We start from the raw sequence: 19,546 nt of genomic DNA, 5'->3' as shown, positions 1-19,546 counted from the left end.
TGATAGAATTTTTATTAGTTTAATAATTGATTTTTACGGTTGAGCAAGTTTTATAGCTTGCTTCAAGATTTCTGGCTTCCAGGGTGGGAAGCTCATCATTTGTGATGAGTTTTCTGCCTTTTTATTTTTTTAATGTACTTATAAAATAGAGAAAGGTGATTAATATGGTTAATGCTATCTTGTTTGCAATATTAATAGTAATATTGGCAGTACCTTTTTTTATAAAGTTTGTGGAAGACAATATTGAGTACTTCCTTTTTGTCATGGGAATTTTGGCAGTTACTGTATCTGGTACAATGTCATGGGAACTTGTATCACATATATTAAAAAATCATCTTTTGTACCTTATAACGGCTGCAGTCTTCATAAGCGGTCTTTTATTTGAGCTTTTTAAAGACAAAATCAAGAAAGCAGTAAAATCAGCGCTAAATCACATATCCTTAAAAATTTTTGTATTTGTACTAATCGTTGTTTTGGGACTTACATCTAGCATCATTACTGCAATAGTGGCTTCATTAGTGCTAGTTGAAATAGTTCACACATTGCCAATACGCCATAAAGACAAAATAGTTATAACTGTCATCGCGTGCTTTTCAATCGGTTTGGGAGCTGCTTTAACACCTATAGGAGAACCACTGTCAACTTTGGTAATTTCAACTTTAAAAGCAGACTTTTTCTACCTCTTAAGAACAATTGGCATCTACATTATTCCAAGTATCATTGTAATGGGGATTTTAGGAGCTTTTTACGTTAATAAATCAACAAATGATTTAAGCATTAAACAGGATGAAGAGTACTTTGAAGAAGAAAAAGAAATAAGAAAAATAGAAAGCTTTCGCTATATATTGATACGCTCTATTAAAATCTTCATTTTCTTACTGGCTTTAGAACTTTTAAGCGCAGGATTTAAGCCTCTTGTTGATAATTATATAATGCATATGGATGTTCGTATTTTATACTGGATAAATATGATTTCAGCAGTTTTAGATAATGCAACATTGGCTGCAGCAGAAATAAGTCCGGCAATGGATCCAGAGCATATCCGTGCAATTCTCATGGGACTTTTAATAAGCGGTGGCATGTTGATCCCCGGAAATATACCTAATATAATATCAGCAGGCAAGTTAGAAATAAAAAGCCGCGAATGGGCAAAAATAGGAATTCCTCTTTCCATGATAACTTTAATAGTATGTTATTTTATAGTTTTTATATAATTGAGATTACAAGCACATATGGATGCACATTAACTAATAAAATATTAAGGTATGCAAATTTATGGGCATACCTTAAACTTGCTGAATTTATCATATTATCATTAAGCATCTTTTTCACCAATGTTTATAACATTTAACTCTTTTAATTGAGGAAATTCAAATATATCCAGCGGTATTTCCTGTAAAAGTTTTATACTTCCATCGAAATCGTCACGAAGATTTAGGTGATGCTCAGCTAAAATGCTTTCAAGGGACATATTTTCCCACTCAGCCCATCTTACAAACCTTGAACGCTCTCTGATATACTGATTTTTAACTTCTTCGTCATCGACATTATTTATTACCTCATCGCAAATAAAAAAATTGCAGACATAATTGCGATAAACTGGCGGCAAAGTACACCCATATCCACTTTTAACAAACGGACAAGCTCTAAAAAATATTGTCTTATCTCTAATATCATCTTCTTCTGGTGCATTTTTCAAATACTCTTCATACCCATCTTTGTCAAAATACCCTTTCGCATGTATATAGTAATTATATACAACTGTTCCAGGATTATCGATTATCCTCTTTAATACTTGCAAACCTTCGGCCGATTTAACCATCCTGTGTATATCTATTAGTTCAAACTTTGGAAAATATGAACAACAGCCCCGCATTTTTATGCTGCAGTAGCTTACACCCATTTTACTAGTACAATGATAACATGATGTACATATATAACGAGCATAACCTAAAGACTCATATTGTTCCAAATAGATTTTATCCATTGTCTCACCTTTCGCTTTTGAATTATTATAATCTATTATAAAAAATAGAGGGTGAGGACTTACACTCACTCTCATATAAAAAACATTCTTTTAATATTTTAATTAATTGCTTTACTTTTCAGACTTATTATCTTTTTTAACTGTACTAATCCCGAAAATTTTATACAAAGGACAGTAGCCAAATGCAGCTGTAAGAATAGGTATTAGTCCAAGAAGTCCCCAATATCTGGCATTGCCTTTTAAGAAAAACAACAAGCATAACAAAATTATTCCAATTACGTATCTTATGATTTTGTCTACTGTGCCTATATTGGATTTCACACTAACACCTCCTTCAATTGAATTTAGATGATTTTTTATCATCCTAATTATAATTATAATCCAAATATTAGAAAAAACAAATAAAATTTTTGTCTTCTTTACAAAAAATGGGATATATAAAGACATGCATAAATAAACAATAGAGAAATGTTATAATAATTTCAAACGCAAAAAAAGTATCGACTCTTTATCGATACTCTGAAATCCTCTAAAATATGGAGCTGGCGAAAGGAATCGAACCTTCAACCTGCTGATTACAAGTCCCTCCAATGGTACCTTATCCTATATTTTTCAAAATAGCAAAAGTTTCTCTGAGACTTGATATATAAGGCTTTTAAGTGCTTTGTTAAAAAATTGAAATTGCTTAAAATAACTTAAGATTTTTTTAGTTCGCGTACATTTCGCATACATAAAAATGTATTTATTTCAAAAATCAATTTATCCTAATTCATCAATTTTTTTATCTCATCTTTTGACAACTCTGTAATTTCTGCTATTCTGTCAATATCCATACCTTCTTTTAACAACTTTTTAGCAATTGCAATTTTTTCTTCTTTTGCGCCCTTTTCTATTATCATTTTATACGTCTCAGATTCTTCAATTCTAAACATTTTTACCACCTCCAAAAAAACTTTCTCAATAACTTCTTTTTTAAAAACTATACCCGACAATATCTCTGCCTTAAACGCTATGTCTTTCTTTTTGTTTATATCTAATGGAATACCCTTTATAGCCTCAACACATCTTTCCAGATATTTTTCCCCTTCTTCTTTCCTTCTATTTTGGTCCATCAATGGAAGAAGTGAATATAAATCATAATAATCTGTATTTACAACATCAGTATATTTTATGTCACCGACATTTATTATTCTGTATTTATAGTCTAATGTGTTTTGTTCTCCAAAGTCGTAGTTTAAGCTATTTGCCATTTTCACATTGTCTTTGCCTATATAGACGACTATCTGATATGGTAGGAGATTGTGCTTTTCCATTATCTCAAGTGAATATCGCAGCATCCTGTAAGGCATTTTTCCGTCATTTTCTGATTGAAATTCTATGTGCACAGCGACATTTCCTTTGTCTGTTGTACATTTGAATATCATGTCGCTGTCTCTGCGTTCTACTCTTGCAAATTCTATATTTAGTTCATCGATTTTTGTGTATTGGAGACCTAAAAAATAACTCATTATGTCATCAACCATATCAGAAAAAATATTTTTCATCGTTATATCGTATTTCTGGCTCATACTTTTTCCTTCCATTTCTCTTCATCTTACCTTTATTATATCATATGGCTATTAAAAATACAGATCATTTTCATTTGCATATTCTTGTTTATCTTTCTTTCCTAATTGAAATTTCATACATATTTGATTTTACAAATATTTTTAGTTTATATATCCATTTACAAAAGTCTATATATTGTGTTTAGGAAAAATCAGATATCATTATATGGTATCATATATATATGATTATATACCAAAAACAAGTAAAAATGAGGTGAATTAGAATGGTAAAATCACTGTATACAACAAATAAAGCCAATAGCTATTATTCTTTTTATCAATACAATTTGATATTAAAATTTTTATATGCTATTGAAACCTTTGCACCTGAAGTAATAAATGATCTGCAATTAATACTAGATATCTACAAAAAAGATAGTGAAACACTTGATTTAGTTATTCCTGAAATTCATGATTTTAGAACAACTAACAGATATGAGTACCCAAAACTTGTAGATTTTTGGAAAACTTTCAAAACAAATATAAGTAGTATAAACTCGAAAAAAGCAACGCAACAAGATATAGAAAAAATTAAAAACTTTGAATATGCTTTAGAAACATGGAGAAACAAATATAATTTAAACAATGAAAATGGTTTTTACGAAGGATTGGCATTGATTGCAATAGTAATAACTGCAAAATATATGCTTAATGATAGTTTATATTATGAAAATGGATTCTTTTATGAGAAAAAAACTGATAAATTAATTTATTATTTACCTATGGCAGGCCGTATAGATATCCCTGAAATAGAAGATGCACCGGTCGAAATAAAAGAAAAAAGAAAAGATAAAAATTATATAAGTTTATCACTTTTTCTTGATGTCGATTCCGATCTTATTCGAAATGTAAAAAAAGATAAACACTGTCCTTATTTTGTTTTTGTGTTTACACCATTTTGTCCTTATAATCCCTATGAAAATAACTTAGACTACGAAAATGCTGAGGAGTTTGAAGATCTACTCTTCTCTGATTATATTAAATCTTGCATTTTAGATCCTTCCAATAGAAATAATTGGGTATTAAATTTAGATAGAAAATATATAAAAAATAAAGTATTGAAGAGAAAAGTATCTAAATTTCCTAAACTTTCAATAGCAGACATAAAAACATTGTCCACAGATGATGAAATTGAATTAATGCCTTGGTATGAACATAGTATTTTATATTGGAATCCTACCTTAGAAACGTGGGAAGATTTTAACAAAAGAATTGATGCTTTATTTAGCCGTTATAAGGAACTTTATAAAAAAAGAACAGAAGAATTTTTAAAACAAAATAATTTTGTCAAAGGTAAAGAAAAGCAAGAAGATGAACATTTTGAGTGGTTTGTTAGATACCAAATACAAGGTTGGTCGAAAGAAAAAATAGCTAAAGAATATTATGTTACAAGGCAAAATGTTAGTAATGCAATTAAAGAAATTGCTGATTTAGTAGGTTTAAAACCAAGACCAGCAAGTAAAGGAGGAAGACCTAAAAAGCGGTAAATTTTATAAAACATATAGAGTTTACCCGTAAATTGCAAATGTTTTAAGAATTTGCGTTTTTTAAACACCTTTTATGTTTTATTATAAGCATAGGAGGTGTTTATTTTATGGATAAAAAATTATTAAGACTTCCTGAAGTAGCAGAAATATTAGATTTAAAAGAAGACAGAGTATATGCTTTAGCCAGAGAAGGCATTTTGCCTGTAGTTCATGTAGGAAGACAATTAAGAGTTGATCCTGATAAACTGTTAGAATGGATTGACAATGGCGGAAAAGCTTTCGACGGCGGCTGGAAAAAATCGAGTTAAAATAGCCTTTATGTTAATTAAGGAAGGGATCTGCAATGGACAAAAATACCATAGAAAAATCTATGGCAAATAAAAAAAATAAATTGAACACCAGCTATAATATAAGCAATAATTTTGAATATGTCAAATCTAATATTTCCCTATTACAGGCTATAGAACTTTACGGTTTTATGCCTGTAAAAAAGGGATCACATTACTTCATAGTATGTCCATTTCATGCAGATAAGAATCCTTCCTTAGCAATCTATGAAGATGTCTATCATTGCTTTGGGTGCCAAACCCATGGCGATGTTATAGACTTTGTGGCAAGGTATTTTAACTTAACACCGTCAGAGGCATTAGAAAAGCTTGCACAGGATTTCGGCATAGATCTACCCAGTAAAAAGCAAAAAAAGAAATTTAAAAGGCAAGCTCTTAAAACGCAAAAAGATGACAAGCTATATAAAGAATATATTCGCAAATACAATGAAGTATATGACTACTTGTGTAACCTTAATCAGTTATACACAAAAATAAAGCAAGCTGTTGAAAAACCTGATGACATAAATATACCTGAATTTGTTGAAGCATGTCATATGCATGACTTAATACAGTACTGGATAGATTTACTCCTTGAAGGCAACATCGAAGACAAAATACATGTGATAAAGGAGGTGTTAGATTGGAAAATAAAGATGAAATAATTAAAGCAATAAAAGAGGCACATGCTGAGCCTTTATTCAATGAAGAAAGTGAACAAGAATATCATTCTCCATATGAAATAATCGAAAATATGATTTACCACGTTAAGATAACAAAAGATGGAGTTGTATACATGCCACTGTGTAATTTTGAAGCACACATTATTGAAGAAATCATTAAAGACGACGGTTTAGAAACAAAGACATACTTTAGAATTAAAGGTACAACCAAAAATGGCATTCCATTAAAAGATGTAATTGTACAATCAGATAAATTTGCAGGTTTAAACTGGGTCACTGCAAGCTGGGGAAATCGAGCCATAATATACGCAGGAAGCAGCGTAAAAGATCACTTAAGAACTGCAATACAAGTCTTAAGTGGCGATAATGTAAAAAGAAGAACGATATACACGCATTTAGGCTGGAGAAAAATAAACAATAAATGGATCTATCTATACAATGGTGGTGCAATAAGTCAATATGGAGAAGAAAACAACATAGAAGTAGAATTAGAAAGCTGTCTTAGAGATTATAGACTTGAATTACCGAAAGATGATGATGAATTAAAAGATTGTATCTCGAAATCATTGGAATTTTTAAATTTAGCTAAGCCGGAAATAACTTTCCCGTTTTTAGCCGGAATATATTTAGCACCATTAGGAGAAATGTTAAACATCGATATGAGTTTGTTTATAGCAGGCCCAACTGGTAGTCAAAAAAGTGAAATAACTGCCTTAGCGCAGTCACATTATGGTCGTAATTTCAACGGAAAGAATTTACCTACCAATTGGGAAAGCACAGAAAACTTCCTCGAAAAACTATCATTCCTGGCAAAAGATGCAGTACTTACTATAGACGATTTTGCACCGCATGGAAGTATTGGAGATATACAAAAATTAAACAAAAAGGCAGATTTTATCTTCCGAAATCAAGGTAATGGCTCAGGTAAGGGTCGAATGAACAGTGATATATCTTTAAGACCTTCATACAAATCAAAGACATTATTAATTTCCAGCGGTGAAGATGTACCAACTGGGCAGAGTCTAGTTGCAAGGCTTGTCGTTATAGAGATTAACCATGGTGATATTGATCTTGAAAAACTAAGCATCTTACAAGAATATGCAAGAAATGGCGTATTTGCAAAGGCCATGGGCGGTTATATCAAGTGGTTAAGCACAAGAATTGACTTGTACAAAAAAACATTGCCCAAAAAGAAAAACGCATTAAGAGACTCAATACGCAAAAGCAATATTGTATGCCACGATAGAACACCAGACAATATTTCGCATTTATTGGTAGGTTTAGAGGTATTCCTCATATTTGCTAAAGAAAAAGGAGTATTATCGGAAGATGAGGCAAAAGACATCTACGGAAATGGATTCAATGCATTACTGAAAATTGGTGAGCTGCAATCTCAATTTCTAAAATCAGAAGACTTAATCGATAGATTTTATTCTCTTTTAATTGCAGCTATAACAGCAGGAATGGCACATGTAAACAAAGCTGAAGATAATGGAATGCCAGAAAATCCAGAACAATGGGGCTGGGTTAAAGATGAAAAAGGTGTTTGGAAGGAAAAAGGCACTTTAATAGGTTGGATCTCAAAAGACTACCTTTTATTAGAAGGCGATATTGCTTACATGGCCATTTCTGAAATGGCTAAAAAACAAAATACTACACTGCCTGTAACACAAAGAACTTTATGGAAGAGAATGCAGCAGCGAGGAATGCTTATAACCGAAGAAGGCAGAAATACAGTAAGAGAATATATAAACGGAAAACAAAAAAGAGTCATAAAAATTTATCTAAATAAGGTATATTCCATAACTGGACTTACTGGACTTAGTGGTCTAGATACAGTTAAAAAGCGGCTTTAATCAAGTCCAGAAATTATATAAACCGGTCATATAACTGGACTTATATAATTAAGACCAGTTTTAAGACCACATTAAGGCAAAAGTGGACTTAAAAAACAGCTTAAAAACCAACAATTTCAAGCATTTAAGTCCAGTAAGTCCACTAAGTCCACTTTTGCAATAAGACCATAGTAGAAATTAAAATATAATGCTCAACATGTAAAATTAAAAAATATTATCATTCTCTATTCACTAAACAATAGCTAAATATGGTAAATCGTATCGCTGAAAGGAGGTGAAGAAATATTATGAATTACCACAACGAAGAAATGACTCGTGATGATTTTGATTCTTTAGCCGGACTTTTAATACAAAAAAATCGTGCTTTAATGAAAATTATTGATAATAACCAAGATGCCAAATATTATAAAAAAATTATCGACATAATCGACTCTTATATATACGAGATAATTGGCATTGAAGAAGAAAATATAAACAAATTAGTCGACGCCATTTTAGAATTACTTGTAAAAATTCAAAAAGAAGACGAAACAATGCAAAATGACGATAAATAAAATCTTTAGTTACTATTAATGATACCCTATGCTTTAAATCGCATAGGGTATTTAAATATTTATATTGAATTTTCTGAATATTTGTTATATAATAATATCGAATTATAAAGAAAACAAGCATAAAAATAAAATGCGCTATGCATCATTCTCTTTCCTCTGCGGTTGAAATATCCGGGCCTTCAGAAAGCATTTTGCGAGTATCAAAGGATTAACTTTCTGCCGCTAAAGTTGATTCCTTTGCATCTATCCGGATATTTCATAAAAGAGAATGGCAATGGAAGGTTGCTTGATTTTCTTGAAACTGCTTATATAAGCATAAATGACCTCATGTATTTACTGCAGCGGCAAAGCCCTATGGCTCACGGGCTTGGATAAGAGCAGGCGGAATTTTAAAGCATCAGTTATCCGGCATGATAAAATACACCACAGCAATCTCATAAGCTATATCGCAAAAATCACTGCCGAAGCAATCTCTATCATGCTATGCGGATAATGCATTAGAGAAGATAAAGCGGCTTACCGGCTTTATCTACGACATAATCTCAACTGGTAATGATGTTTTAACAAATGCTAATCTTACTTTATAGATATATAACTTACTCACGCAGCGACAATAGGAGAATATAAACGGCGAAGCTGGTTATATTCCTCAGTTAAGACATGCTTTTTAATCAAAAGACAATCGATATACTGGAAAAACTTAGGATGTGGATCGGACACCATGTCTGTTTGATGTTATAAAAGATAGAAAAACTGGTATAGAAAAACAGGATGCCGCGTCCTGTTTTCCAAATACACAACTGGAAAACTTTCGGAGGTGGAAGGGCGCCCGGCGTCTATCCACGTGAACCTGACGCAACGACATTTTATCGCCACGTTATACTGGAAAAATTTCAGAAATGGAAAGTTGCAAAAGTTGCAACTTTCCAAATACAGATAATGGAAATGTAAAAAATTTTCTCTAGAAGTATATTCCCATAACTGGACTTACTGGACTTAGTGGTCTAAACCCCGGCGAATAGCGGTTTCCATCAAGTCCATAAATTATATAAACTGGTCTTATAAGTCTTAAAACTGGACTTATAAGACCAATTTTAAGACCACATTAAGGCAAAAGTGGACTTAAAAAACAGGCTAAAAATCAACAATTTCAAGCATTTAAGTCCATTAAGTCCACTAAGTCCACTTCTGCAACAAGATTATAAAAGAAATCAATATACCGGAAAAATTTCGGTAATGGAAAGTGCTCAATTTGACCACTTTCCAAATACAGATAATGGAAATGTTTTTTCTTGATAACATTAGATTTCATTGATATTACGATATTTGAACGACGACAATCTTTTAAAATGATAACATAACCCTAATAATAAATAAAACTTGTTAACATTTTTAATTTAGAATTCAATTTAAGTACTGTTATATAGGCTTTCATCATTGTTATCAATACAAATATTTTCTGAACTTTAAATAGACAGGAGTGATTTTAATGAGCAGACAAGGAAGCATTTTTTATAGATTGCTTAACAGTTTAAAAGAACAGCAGTCATTTGGAAAAAGTAAATACGCTGTTAAAAAGAAGGCTAGAGAAGAAGCAATAAAGAATGGACTTCATGGACAAGATGTATTTAATGCTATGAATGAAGCAGTTTTTAATGCTGGTATCTTCTCTGTGCAGACTTATGCAACTTATCGTAATGAAGTTAAAAGATTTGCTGATTGGTGCAAATCTAAAGGTGTAAAGAACAAAGACTTTGACAAAACAAAGGATATGGTATCAGATTATTTAAGCGAAAAAATCTCATTGGGTCAATCAGCATGGTCTATAAAGGTTGCAAGAGCAGCTCTTAGAAAAGCATATAAAGATAATAGCCTCGCTAATGATATTAAAATGCCCGAAAGAAAACTAAAAGATATAACAAGATCAAGACTTGAAAGACCTGATGATAAAAAAATTAATTTGGATAACTATAAGGATTTAATAGATTTCTGTAAATCATCTGGCTTAAGAAGGCGTGAAGTATCAGCTATCACTGCAAATGATATTTATAAAAAAGATGATAGGCTATATGTCCATGTCAAAAACGGTAAAGGTGGTAAAACAAGAGAAGTTCCTATACTCAAAAATTATCAACCTAAAATTGAAAGCATATTAGAAAAAGCTAAAGATAGAGGAAATGAAAGGCTATTTACAAGGATTCCAGAGCATCTTGATATACACAGTATGAGACGTGAATACGCTCAAGACAGGTTTATAGAAATCAGAGGAAGAAAGTACAAAAAGCGTACAAGAGATAAAAGAGATAGAGAAGCTGTAAGAGAAGTAAGCAAAAACTTAGGTCACAACCGTGAAAATGTAACAGTATCACATTATTTGTCATAAAATAAATAAAGGTGGCGTGATCAACCACCTTTATTTTTAGGTAGAACCTATTCCCCTTTTGCTTTTGATATAGGTACTCACCTTTTAGCTTTAAAAACTAATCCTCTTTTTATTTTCGATTTCTACCTTCAATTATATTATGACACATAAAAAGTAAAATGTCAATAGAATTTTAAAAATATTTTGTCTATTTTATTAAATATATTTTCCTTTGCTTCAAGCTTCTGAAAAAATAGCACGTCTGCGAGGAATGAGCAGAGGTGCATCATAAGTTCGGATTTTTGATTTGAACAAAGCGAAAATGAAAAATCCGTACCATATTTTCAAATCTAATTTCTACTGTTCAACGTGGTAGAGTTGGAAATTATTAATTGAATTCTTTATTAAATAGTGCAATAAAAATAAAAAAAAATATTGCATTTAAATTTCGATATGATATAATAAAATAAATAATATGAAAAATTTGGTTTAAGGGGGAAACTAAAATGAATAAAAAAATGAAAATATTAATTATATCTACGTTAATGTTTGCGGTTTTGACACTTGTAATTAACGTAATTCCACTTGAAGATCCACCTGCCTTAACTTTGAATAGTTCGAGTGTTTGTAATGTCGTTTAATATGATAATGGTTTAACAATTTGACAATACTATTATAGTTGCAATACTAACACAGTTCATTTGATTTTTAGGTTATATTCTAAATTTAATTAATTTTTGAAATAATATTTACCATTAATGGTATATTCATATAAAATCGCGCGATTAAACTCAATGGAAGGAGGAAATTTTATGAAAAAATCACCTATTATTAGGCAAATGGTTGTTGGCTGTGACAATGTCCACTAAAATTTTTTGAGTTATATAACAAGCCTCAAACAATATGTAATTGAGGCTTGTTATATATATAAATTTAAACAGATTAACAGATTATATATTTTAGATAGAGGTGTTTTAATGAATAGAATTTTAAAAGCTCCTGAAATGGTAACTTGGGAAATAACAAGTAAATGCAACTTGAAATGCAAACATTGTTCTAATTCTTTAGGAACTGATAACATTTCTGATTTAACTTTAGAAAAATGCAAATTAATTATTAATAAATTATTTGAAGCTGGTGTGTTTAAAATTAGTATCGAAGGTGGTGAACCTTTTGTCAGAAATGATATTTTTCAAATTATATCATATTTAAATGAAAAAGGTTATATCCCTCGCATAACAACAAATGCTACGTTGATTACTGATAATATAGCCAAAGAGTTGTCCAAATATAATATTGGATTAGTGCAAATTAGTTTAGATGGACCAAATAAAATAGTTTATTCAGGAATAAGGAGATCAAGAGAAGCTTTTACAAAGGCTTTAAATGGGATTAATAACTTAAAAAAGTATAATATTAAAATATCGATTGCTATGGTGTTAATGAGAGAGAATATTGATTATATTTTAGATTTGTTAAACTTAGCAAAATCACTAAATGTTGATGCAGTAAGGTTTATTGATTTTATACCTGTTGGTAGAGGTAATAGATCTTTTTGCCCTACTTCACAACAGCTAAAAAAAGCTTACGAACTTATATTAGATTACGAAAGTAAAAATGGTGATTTAATGATTATAAAACCACAAAAGCTACTTTCAGTTTTATTAAAAAATGATAAAGAAAACAATAAAATTAGCTTATTACAATATATTAACCATGAAAATAAAGCAATATGTGAAGCTGGGAACGTGATTGCTCATATAAAATCTAATGGCGATGTTACCCCTTGTGTTTATTTTAGAGAGAAAAGCTTTATATGCGGCAATATTCTATGTCAAGATTTTTCAGATATTTGGATAAATTCAAATATGATGAACCAATTTAGGAAATTAGAATCCATTCAAGGTAAATGTAACAAATGTAAAATTTTTAATATGTGTATGGGCGGATGCAGAGCATATGCATATTATACTACAGGCTTTTTAAATGGATTTGATAATCGGTGTTGGAATATTGAGGAGGAGAATTAATTGATGTATAAAAAGAATAATTACGTTTTTATTAGAAAAGAAAATGATGAAGAGTATTTATTATATAATTCAAAAAGAAATGAAACGTTGTTAATGAATGACATTGGATATATTATTTTCGAGTTTGCATTAAAATATGAAAATTTAGACGAAATCATTTATAATGTTTGTAAAGTTACAGGAGACGATATAGATTCTGCAGAAGATACAATTAAAAATTTTATTGATAAACTTATTGGTAAAGAAATAATTATAAAGGTGGAAAAAGATGAGTAGAAATATTTTTCTTTTCATATCATCACAGGTAATTTCTGATATAGGGGATTGGATAGATAGAATTGCTGTTTTAACATTAGTATACAACATTAATAACTCATCTATAGATATGTCGTTTTTGTCTATTATGATGCTATTGCCCTCATTAATCTTTGGAGTATTTGCTGGAAAAATAGTTGATATTTATAATAAGAAGAAAATTCTAATTTTAGGAGATTTTTTTAGAGCTATCTTAGTTTTTTTAATACCTTTTTTTAAAGAATATGTTTTTATTATAATTTTTATTGTATCTAGTATTTCTATATTCTATGATACAGCTAAAAGTAGCATATTGCCGGAAATAGTTAAAAAAGACAGATTAAGACAAGTCAATAGTTTAAGCAGTTCATATAGTTCATTAATGATGGTATTAGGGCCTTCAATTAGTGGTTTTATTATTTCAAAATTTGATATTAAATATTGCTTTTATATTGATTCTTTGACTTTTCTATTATCTATGGTAATGATTTTCTTGATAAAATTATATAAAGATGAGTCCCAAAATGATGTAGAATTGGATCGAACAGAAAAGATTTCATTTATCGAAGGATTAAAGTATATAAAAGATAATTGTATAATTTTCAATACATTATCAATAAATATGATAGTTGGATTAGCCGCTGGCATGTTAAATGGATTACTAATCATGTATGTTTATAAATTTTTAAAAACAGATTCGCAGGGATATGGTGCAATTCTTACTTTTAAAGGGTTAGCAATGATACTGACTTCACTTGTTTTATATAAATATCTAAAAAATGTGTCAGTTGATGTTATTTTTAAGTTAGGATTGATAGGGTTAGGAATTTCTACTACTGTATTTCCATTAAATACATTCTTTGTTTTAGCAATTTTGATACAATTTTTTAATGGAATATTCAATGCATTATATTCCATTTCAAGGACTACAATTATACAGGAAAATTGTGATAATCAATACCTTGGGAGGACATTTAGCATGAATACAATGTTAATAAATATAACATCGATTATTTCATTAGCATTTGGGGGTATTGCAGCAAAATTTTTGGGCGTAAGGGCAGTACTGTTAATAGGTGGTTTTATAGTATTAATTAGCGGATTTGTAGCACGAAATAAAATACATTTAGAGTTAACATCTTGAAAAAGCAAAAGACTATCTATATATTCTAATGAAATAAAAAACGTAAATTCATTGAATGTTTTATCTTTTATACCAATAGTCTTTAGAAATCATTTATTGTATAATAGATATTAATTTAAGACTTAAGACAGTATATAAAAAAGAAAGTGGGAAATTTATATGGAATTTTCAACTCAAGGTGAAAGGCTAAAGAAAATCAGGGAAATGCTTAAGATGAAACAGAGAGAACTACAGGATAAAAATATTACAAGAGGCTTTATAAGCATGATTGAAAGTGGTAGAAGCACTATGAGCAAAGAAACAGCTTCTGCCATTGCGGAGAAATTTAATAAAAGAGCCAAAGAGATTGGCATAAATCTAAACATAGATGGTGAATACCTTTTAATGACGCCTGCTGAAGAAGCCGAATATTATTGTATCCAAAAATTAAAAGAGATTAACAATGAAGATGATTTAAGCAAAATAAATGAATTGCTTGAAATTGCAGAAAAATATGGGAGAAAACGAGTAAATGCACTTATTGACATTAAAATTGGCGACATAATGTATAATGCAAATAAATATATAGATGCAATACTAAACTACAACAAAGCTCTTGAACTATTGATGATGTATGGATTCAAGGAACAAATACCATACGTTTATAACATGTTAGGCGTTTGCAAGATGAATATAACCGATTATGCAGAAGCAATATTTTACTTTGATAAAGCCATGAGTTTTGCTGATGAAATAAACGATAAAAGCATAAGAAATAAAGCAATTTATAACACTTCATTATGTTATAAACACATTGGCAAATATGATGTCGCAATAGAATATGTTGAGAAATTTCTTAAAGATTGTAATAAATCCCATGAACTTATTAACTATATTTATGCAAGTTCTATAAAAGCTAATTGCTTTAGGGCGATGGGGTTTCTTGAAAAATCTTTAGACGTATATAAAAATTTACTAAACGATGTTAATGATGAAAATTCAATAGCAGGATTTATTTACAGCAATATTGGCAAAATTTATGCCGATCTAAATGATTATGAAAAGTCTTTAGAGTATTTTGATAAAGCAGAGAAAGTAAGGCGCAGCAAAGATAAAAAATCATTGTCCCATACACTTATTGAAAAAGCCAATGTGTTATTTAAAATGGGGGACACCAAAGAATCTATAAGTCTCATGGAAGAAAGCATTTCCATAGCTAATAAAAACAATGACATAGAATACATCATAATGGGAAATTACAGATTGGCTGATATTTATAAGCAATTAAACGATAGAGAAAAAGCAATAAACACATACAACAAAATATTGGAAGTTGCCAAAAATGTAGGCAGCATAAAAGAATTGCTAAAAGTCCATATAAAGCTATCAAAATTGTATTTAGAAGATGATAATGTAGACAAGTGTAGAAATCATTTGAGTGAGGCTGATAAAATTGCAGGATCAATGAGACTGTATTCGAATATTTTTATAAAGCGTTGACTTTATGGTATCATAAGAAAAGAGGTAATATGTTAAATTTAAAGATAAAAATAAATAAGCAATTTGTCTTTGTTTGGTTTGCTGAATTAATATCTATTCTTGGAAGTGGTTTAACAGACTTTGGACTAAGTGTATGGATATATGAGAAAACAGGCAAAGCTACGCCATTGGCTATTTCTATTCTTTTTTCAGTATTGCCTGCAATATTTCTTTCGCAGATTGCAGGTTTTGTTGCTGATAAGTTTAATACAAAAAAGTAGTTATATTCTTTAATACAGGAGCTGCTATTGTGTCTTTCGCTTTTATTTTCCTTTTAAGAAATAACTATTTTAACTTATTTGTTACTTACATCATTATTTTGTTGATTGCAGCATTTAATCTGTTTGAGAGTGCTGCTGTGCAATCATCAATCGTCTACATTGTAGACAAAGAAAATCCGAAAACAGCAAATGGCACGAATCAAGTAAGTGATTCATTAAATAATTTATTGACACCTGTAATTGCAGGCATTCTATATACATTTATAGGATTACAAGGAATCATTATAATTGATCTGGTGACATATGTCATCTCCATGGCTATTTGGATGTTCTTCCCTGCAAGAATATTTAATAAGGAATTTGAAAATGAAAAGATGAGAGAAAACAGATGGAGCTGGAATCAATTTATTAATAATTTGAATGATGGTTTTAAGTTTATTTTTGCAAGAAAAGGGCTTACATTATTGGTATTTCTCTTTGCAATTGCTAATTTCCTGAATAATCTTGCTGTTGTACTCATTACTCCTTTAATGCTTTCAATTGGAAACAGCACTCAGTTAGGTATTGTTCAGACATTTGGCGGAATTGGCATGTTTATTGGTAGTTTTATTGCCACATTACATAAAAGCGATACTTCCTACACAAAAACGATAAAGAGTTGTATTCTTAGTGCGTCAGTTTTCTTACTTTTAATAGGAATTAGGGCATCGTTTATTACCGTATCGCTTTACAGAATGCTATTTTTGCTATTTATTCCGATTTCAAATGTGGCTGCTGGGACACTTTGGCAGTTAAAAACGCCTAAGGAACTGCAAGGACGTGTTTATACAGCAAGATCCATGATTATTCGTTGCATTATGCCTGTGGCATATCTTATTGTAGGTCCTATTACAGATGTTGGATTCAAAAACATTCTTACTGTAGACAATAGATTCATTGATTTTATTAAGAATCTATTAGGTGTAAGTGCGCTGAATTATCGATTGGTATTTATTCTATCCGGAATCACATTGTTTATTGTTACATACTCATTTTTTAAAAATAAATCTCTATCGGATATAGACAAATTGCCAGATTATGCAAAATAAATCATCTTGTTGAATTAAATTTGATGATATGAGCGAATTTCATATTTTAAATAGCTTGATATTCTTAACTTTTTAAAAGATAAAAAAAGGAAGTTCACCCCAAATGTCGAATATATAAGTAGCAACCCAATTTTAACAAAAGAGGTGAACCTACTTATGTATATTCGACAAGAATGCTTATTTTCCTTCGACGAATTAATAAAATTTCAACCAGAGACAAAACTTGAAATGTTTTTTTCACAACTTGATTTCTCAAATGTCGTGCTTTCACTATCAAGATCTGAATATAAAAGAGGACCTAAAGGATATGATCCACTGCCTTTGCTTTATGCCTTAGTTGCTATGCAACTTGAGAAAATTCCCAATATAGCAAAGCTTGTAGATAGATTAAAATCAGACCCTGTATTTAGATATAACTGTGGCTTTAGTGTATTTGGTCCTACTCCATCTGCATCAACCTTTAGCAGATTTTTAAACCTAATATCAAAGTCGGAAGCTCTTGAGGAAGACTTTAAGCAATTAATACTTAAAGCTAAAGACCTCAACATAATTGATAGCACTAATATAGCTATTGATTCAACTAAATTGAACGCTTTTGAAAAACCAAAACCTAAATCCAAACTAAAGGATGATGGTAAATCTCCTAACTGGGGAAAGAAAAAAGATACTGATGGCAATGATATAAAATGGTTTGGATGGAAGCTACATATAATAGCCGACTGCAAAAGTGAACTTCCACTTGCCATAGAAATTACTCCTGCAAGCGTAAATGATAGTATTTTAGCAATACCCTTATTAAAGAAGCTAAAAGAGTTCTACGGCAATACATTTGATGTAAAACACTGTATTATGGATTCAGGCTATGATATAAAAGAAAATTACGATTATATTATGAACGAATTTCATGCACAACCAATCATAGCCTACAACAAAAGAGGAAGTTTTGCTCCACCAGAAGGATTAAATGAAAGGCTTCACCCAATTTGTTCTATGGGATATGAACTTGTATATTGGGGTAAGGACGGTGATTATCTAAAATTCAGATGTCCACATGTATTAGGAAAGATAGATTGTCCTCATGGTTCTTCTTGGTGCAGCAATTCAAACTATGGGTATTGCCTTAAAATCAATTACAAGAAAAATAACAGATATTTTAGCTTTCCAATAAGGAGTTCTGATGAGTGGCAAGAGATATATAACCTTAGAACTTCTATTGAAAGATGTAACAGCCGATTAAAAGACTATTTAAATACTGACAATCTGCGCTCAGCGGGTATTAAGAAAGCTAAAACCTTTGCTTTATTAAACTGTATTACACTTGTTGCAGGTACTATTGCTGTTAATGTTACTAAATCATTGCCAAAAGTAGCTTAATTAACTACCTGTGTTTAACCAGCTGTATAACCATGGGATGAAAATTATTTTATAAACTATTTTTGTTAAATTTTCAAAGTTCATAAGTTATCCACAGGCATTAATATGCTTAGCTTTGCTATTGCCTTTTTTGGTTCAAAAATTAAAAGCTTAATTGTGCAATTTCCTCATATAAAACTAATGATAGACCTTTTGGATAAAATACTATAAAAGACTGTTATGAAACTTGCCAATGATTTCTTAATTACATGCTAATGTAGAATTCAAAGAGTTGTGCGAAATAAAATATAAAAGTAGTAAACATATCAAAACAGTCCAAGATGTTGAGATGATTTCCTCATGTCAAACCTCTTTTACGAAAAATACTTCAAATAAATTAGACATAATACCAAGAATTGTTTGTTAAGAAATTCAAATAGTTGAAAAATAGATGATTAAGTAAAAGAAATAATTAAAAATACACCTATAGTAGATAGCAAAACAGACTTACTTGAACAGTAAGGATAAGCTACAATGTAGAACAAATCACAGAAAAAATATTGTAAACAGGTTGATAATAATATGATCCAATTTAAACTCGCAATAAAAAAGGGTATGTGTTTTATGGCATATACCCTTAAATATGTTATTTTACTGATGTACCCGAACAGATTCAAATATAGTCTTAGAGGCAATATGCCTGTCAAGATCATTGGCATAATATTTGGCATGGTATTTTTTTTAGCTTTTATTTTCAACAAATCTTTTTAATTCTGTTTCAGATATCCGCCATAAATCGCCTACTTTGATAGCTTTTAATTTTCCTTCACGTATCCACTTATAAACAGTCCTTATATTTATCTGCAATTTCTCCGCAACTTGCTGCGGTGTATAGTAATTATCCATAGTATCACCACCTATCACCATATTAGCATAGATTATATTACATTTCAATCTAATATTTGACAACTGAAATAAAATGATATATATTGTAATTAAGTTATATATAATGTATTATATGCTATTAAAAAAGAAT

18 protein-coding genes and 1 other annotated feature are annotated in these 19,546 nt (G+C 30.2%); of the genes, 14 read left to right on the top strand and 4 right to left on the bottom strand.

Annotated features, from left to right (window positions below; genetic code table 11):
- Positions 1 to 37: 37 nt before the first annotated feature.
- Positions 38 to 93: a sequence feature (sodium ion sensor (DUF1646 type); this cis-regulatory element may regulate processes involved in with the transportation of sodium ions), on the top strand.
- Positions 94 to 164: 71 nt separating this feature from the next.
- Positions 165 to 1,214 carry a DUF1646 family protein gene (locus Q2T46_RS08860; RefSeq protein WP_303263278.1) on the top strand — a complete coding sequence of 350 codons (1,050 nt, stop codon included), beginning with the start codon at positions 165 to 167 and terminating at the stop codon, positions 1,212 to 1,214.
- A 101-nt stretch (positions 1,215 to 1,315) separates the two neighbouring features.
- Here the strand turns inward: Q2T46_RS08860 and Q2T46_RS08855 are convergent, their stop codons facing one another.
- From Q2T46_RS08855 to Q2T46_RS08845, 3 genes are all read right to left on the bottom strand, one after another.
- The gene (locus Q2T46_RS08855; RefSeq protein WP_303263280.1) at positions 1,316 to 1,987 is read right to left on the bottom strand and encodes a hypothetical protein; all 672 of its coding nucleotides are present in this window, start codon (positions 1,985 to 1,987) and stop codon (positions 1,316 to 1,318) included.
- 111 nt (positions 1,988 to 2,098) lie between these two features.
- Complete coding sequence (locus tag Q2T46_RS08850; protein WP_303263281.1) at positions 2,099 to 2,308, bottom strand: DUF2892 domain-containing protein; 210 nt, start codon at positions 2,306 to 2,308, stop codon at positions 2,099 to 2,101.
- A 443-nt stretch (positions 2,309 to 2,751) separates the two neighbouring features.
- Positions 2,752 to 3,555: an Rpn family recombination-promoting nuclease/putative transposase gene (locus Q2T46_RS08845; protein WP_303263282.1), complete on the bottom strand. Its 804-nt coding sequence runs from the start codon at positions 3,553 to 3,555 to the stop codon at positions 2,752 to 2,754.
- A 263-nt stretch (positions 3,556 to 3,818) separates the two neighbouring features.
- On the opposite strand from Q2T46_RS08845, the gene Q2T46_RS08840 reads away from it, so the two are divergent.
- The 13 genes from Q2T46_RS08840 to Q2T46_RS08780 all read left to right on the top strand — a co-directional run bounded on the left by Q2T46_RS08840 (position 3,819) and on the right by Q2T46_RS08780 (position 18,531).
- Positions 3,819 to 5,081 (top strand): hypothetical protein, encoded by a 1,263-nt coding sequence (locus Q2T46_RS08840; RefSeq protein WP_303263283.1) that lies wholly within the window; start codon positions 3,819 to 3,821, stop codon positions 5,079 to 5,081.
- Between the two features lie 107 nt (positions 5,082 to 5,188).
- Positions 5,189 to 5,389: a helix-turn-helix domain-containing protein gene (locus tag Q2T46_RS08835; RefSeq protein WP_045413510.1), complete on the top strand. Its 201-nt coding sequence runs from the start codon at positions 5,189 to 5,191 to the stop codon at positions 5,387 to 5,389.
- 35 nt (positions 5,390 to 5,424) lie between these two features.
- Complete coding sequence (locus Q2T46_RS08830) at positions 5,425 to 6,072, top strand: CHC2 zinc finger domain-containing protein (RefSeq protein WP_303263285.1); 648 nt, start codon at positions 5,425 to 5,427, stop codon at positions 6,070 to 6,072.
- Positions 6,051 to 7,946 carry a DUF927 domain-containing protein gene (locus tag Q2T46_RS08825; RefSeq protein WP_303263286.1) on the top strand — a complete coding sequence of 632 codons (1,896 nt, stop codon included), beginning with the start codon at positions 6,051 to 6,053 and terminating at the stop codon, positions 7,944 to 7,946. Before Q2T46_RS08830 ends, Q2T46_RS08825 begins: the two co-directional genes overlap by 22 nt.
- 287 nt (positions 7,947 to 8,233) lie before the next feature.
- On the top strand, positions 8,234 to 8,500 hold the full coding sequence (locus tag Q2T46_RS08820) for a hypothetical protein (protein WP_132776276.1): 267 nt from the start codon (positions 8,234 to 8,236) through the stop codon (positions 8,498 to 8,500).
- Positions 8,501 to 9,989: 1,489 nt separating this feature from the next.
- On the top strand, positions 9,990 to 10,883 hold the full coding sequence (locus tag Q2T46_RS08815; RefSeq protein ID WP_303263290.1) for a site-specific integrase: 894 nt from the start codon (positions 9,990 to 9,992) through the stop codon (positions 10,881 to 10,883).
- A 956-nt stretch (positions 10,884 to 11,839) separates the two neighbouring features.
- Positions 11,840 to 12,892: a radical SAM/SPASM domain-containing protein gene (locus tag Q2T46_RS08810; protein ID WP_303263291.1), complete on the top strand. Its 1,053-nt coding sequence runs from the start codon at positions 11,840 to 11,842 to the stop codon at positions 12,890 to 12,892.
- A gap of 3 nt (positions 12,893 to 12,895) precedes the next feature.
- A complete protein-coding gene (locus Q2T46_RS08805) occupies positions 12,896 to 13,168 on the top strand; it encodes a PqqD family peptide modification chaperone (protein WP_303265783.1) in 273 nt (90 codons plus the stop codon).
- Positions 13,161 to 14,330, top strand: a complete 1,170-nt coding sequence (locus Q2T46_RS08800) for an MFS transporter (protein WP_303263293.1) — start codon at positions 13,161 to 13,163, stop codon at positions 14,328 to 14,330. The genes Q2T46_RS08805 and Q2T46_RS08800 overlap by 8 nt, the downstream gene beginning before the upstream one ends.
- A 159-nt stretch (positions 14,331 to 14,489) precedes the next feature.
- The gene (locus tag Q2T46_RS08795; protein WP_303263295.1) at positions 14,490 to 15,809 is read left to right on the top strand and encodes a tetratricopeptide repeat protein; all 1,320 of its coding nucleotides are present in this window, start codon (positions 14,490 to 14,492) and stop codon (positions 15,807 to 15,809) included.
- A gap of 29 nt (positions 15,810 to 15,838) precedes the next feature.
- Positions 15,839 to 16,069 carry a hypothetical protein gene (locus Q2T46_RS08790; RefSeq protein ID WP_303263297.1) on the top strand — a complete coding sequence of 77 codons (231 nt, stop codon included), beginning with the start codon at positions 15,839 to 15,841 and terminating at the stop codon, positions 16,067 to 16,069.
- A gap of 29 nt (positions 16,070 to 16,098) precedes the next feature.
- A complete protein-coding gene (locus Q2T46_RS08785) occupies positions 16,099 to 17,157 on the top strand; it encodes an MFS transporter (RefSeq protein ID WP_303263299.1) in 1,059 nt (352 codons plus the stop codon).
- A gap of 156 nt (positions 17,158 to 17,313) precedes the next feature.
- Complete coding sequence (locus tag Q2T46_RS08780) at positions 17,314 to 18,531, top strand: transposase (RefSeq protein ID WP_303263300.1); 1,218 nt, start codon at positions 17,314 to 17,316, stop codon at positions 18,529 to 18,531.
- Between the two features lie 720 nt (positions 18,532 to 19,251).
- Here the strand turns inward: Q2T46_RS08780 and Q2T46_RS08775 are convergent.
- Complete coding sequence (locus tag Q2T46_RS08775) at positions 19,252 to 19,416, bottom strand: helix-turn-helix domain-containing protein (RefSeq protein ID WP_303263301.1); 165 nt, start codon at positions 19,414 to 19,416, stop codon at positions 19,252 to 19,254.
- Positions 19,417 to 19,546 lie beyond the last annotated feature (130 nt).

It is taken from the genome of Thermoanaerobacterium sp. CMT5567-10, assembly GCF_030534315.2.
In the GTDB taxonomy this organism is placed as follows: domain Bacteria; phylum Bacillota; class Thermoanaerobacteria; order Thermoanaerobacterales; family Thermoanaerobacteraceae; genus Thermoanaerobacterium.
The sequence above is the reverse complement of the archived record's forward strand: the minus strand, read 5'-3'. Positions and strand labels throughout refer to the sequence as shown.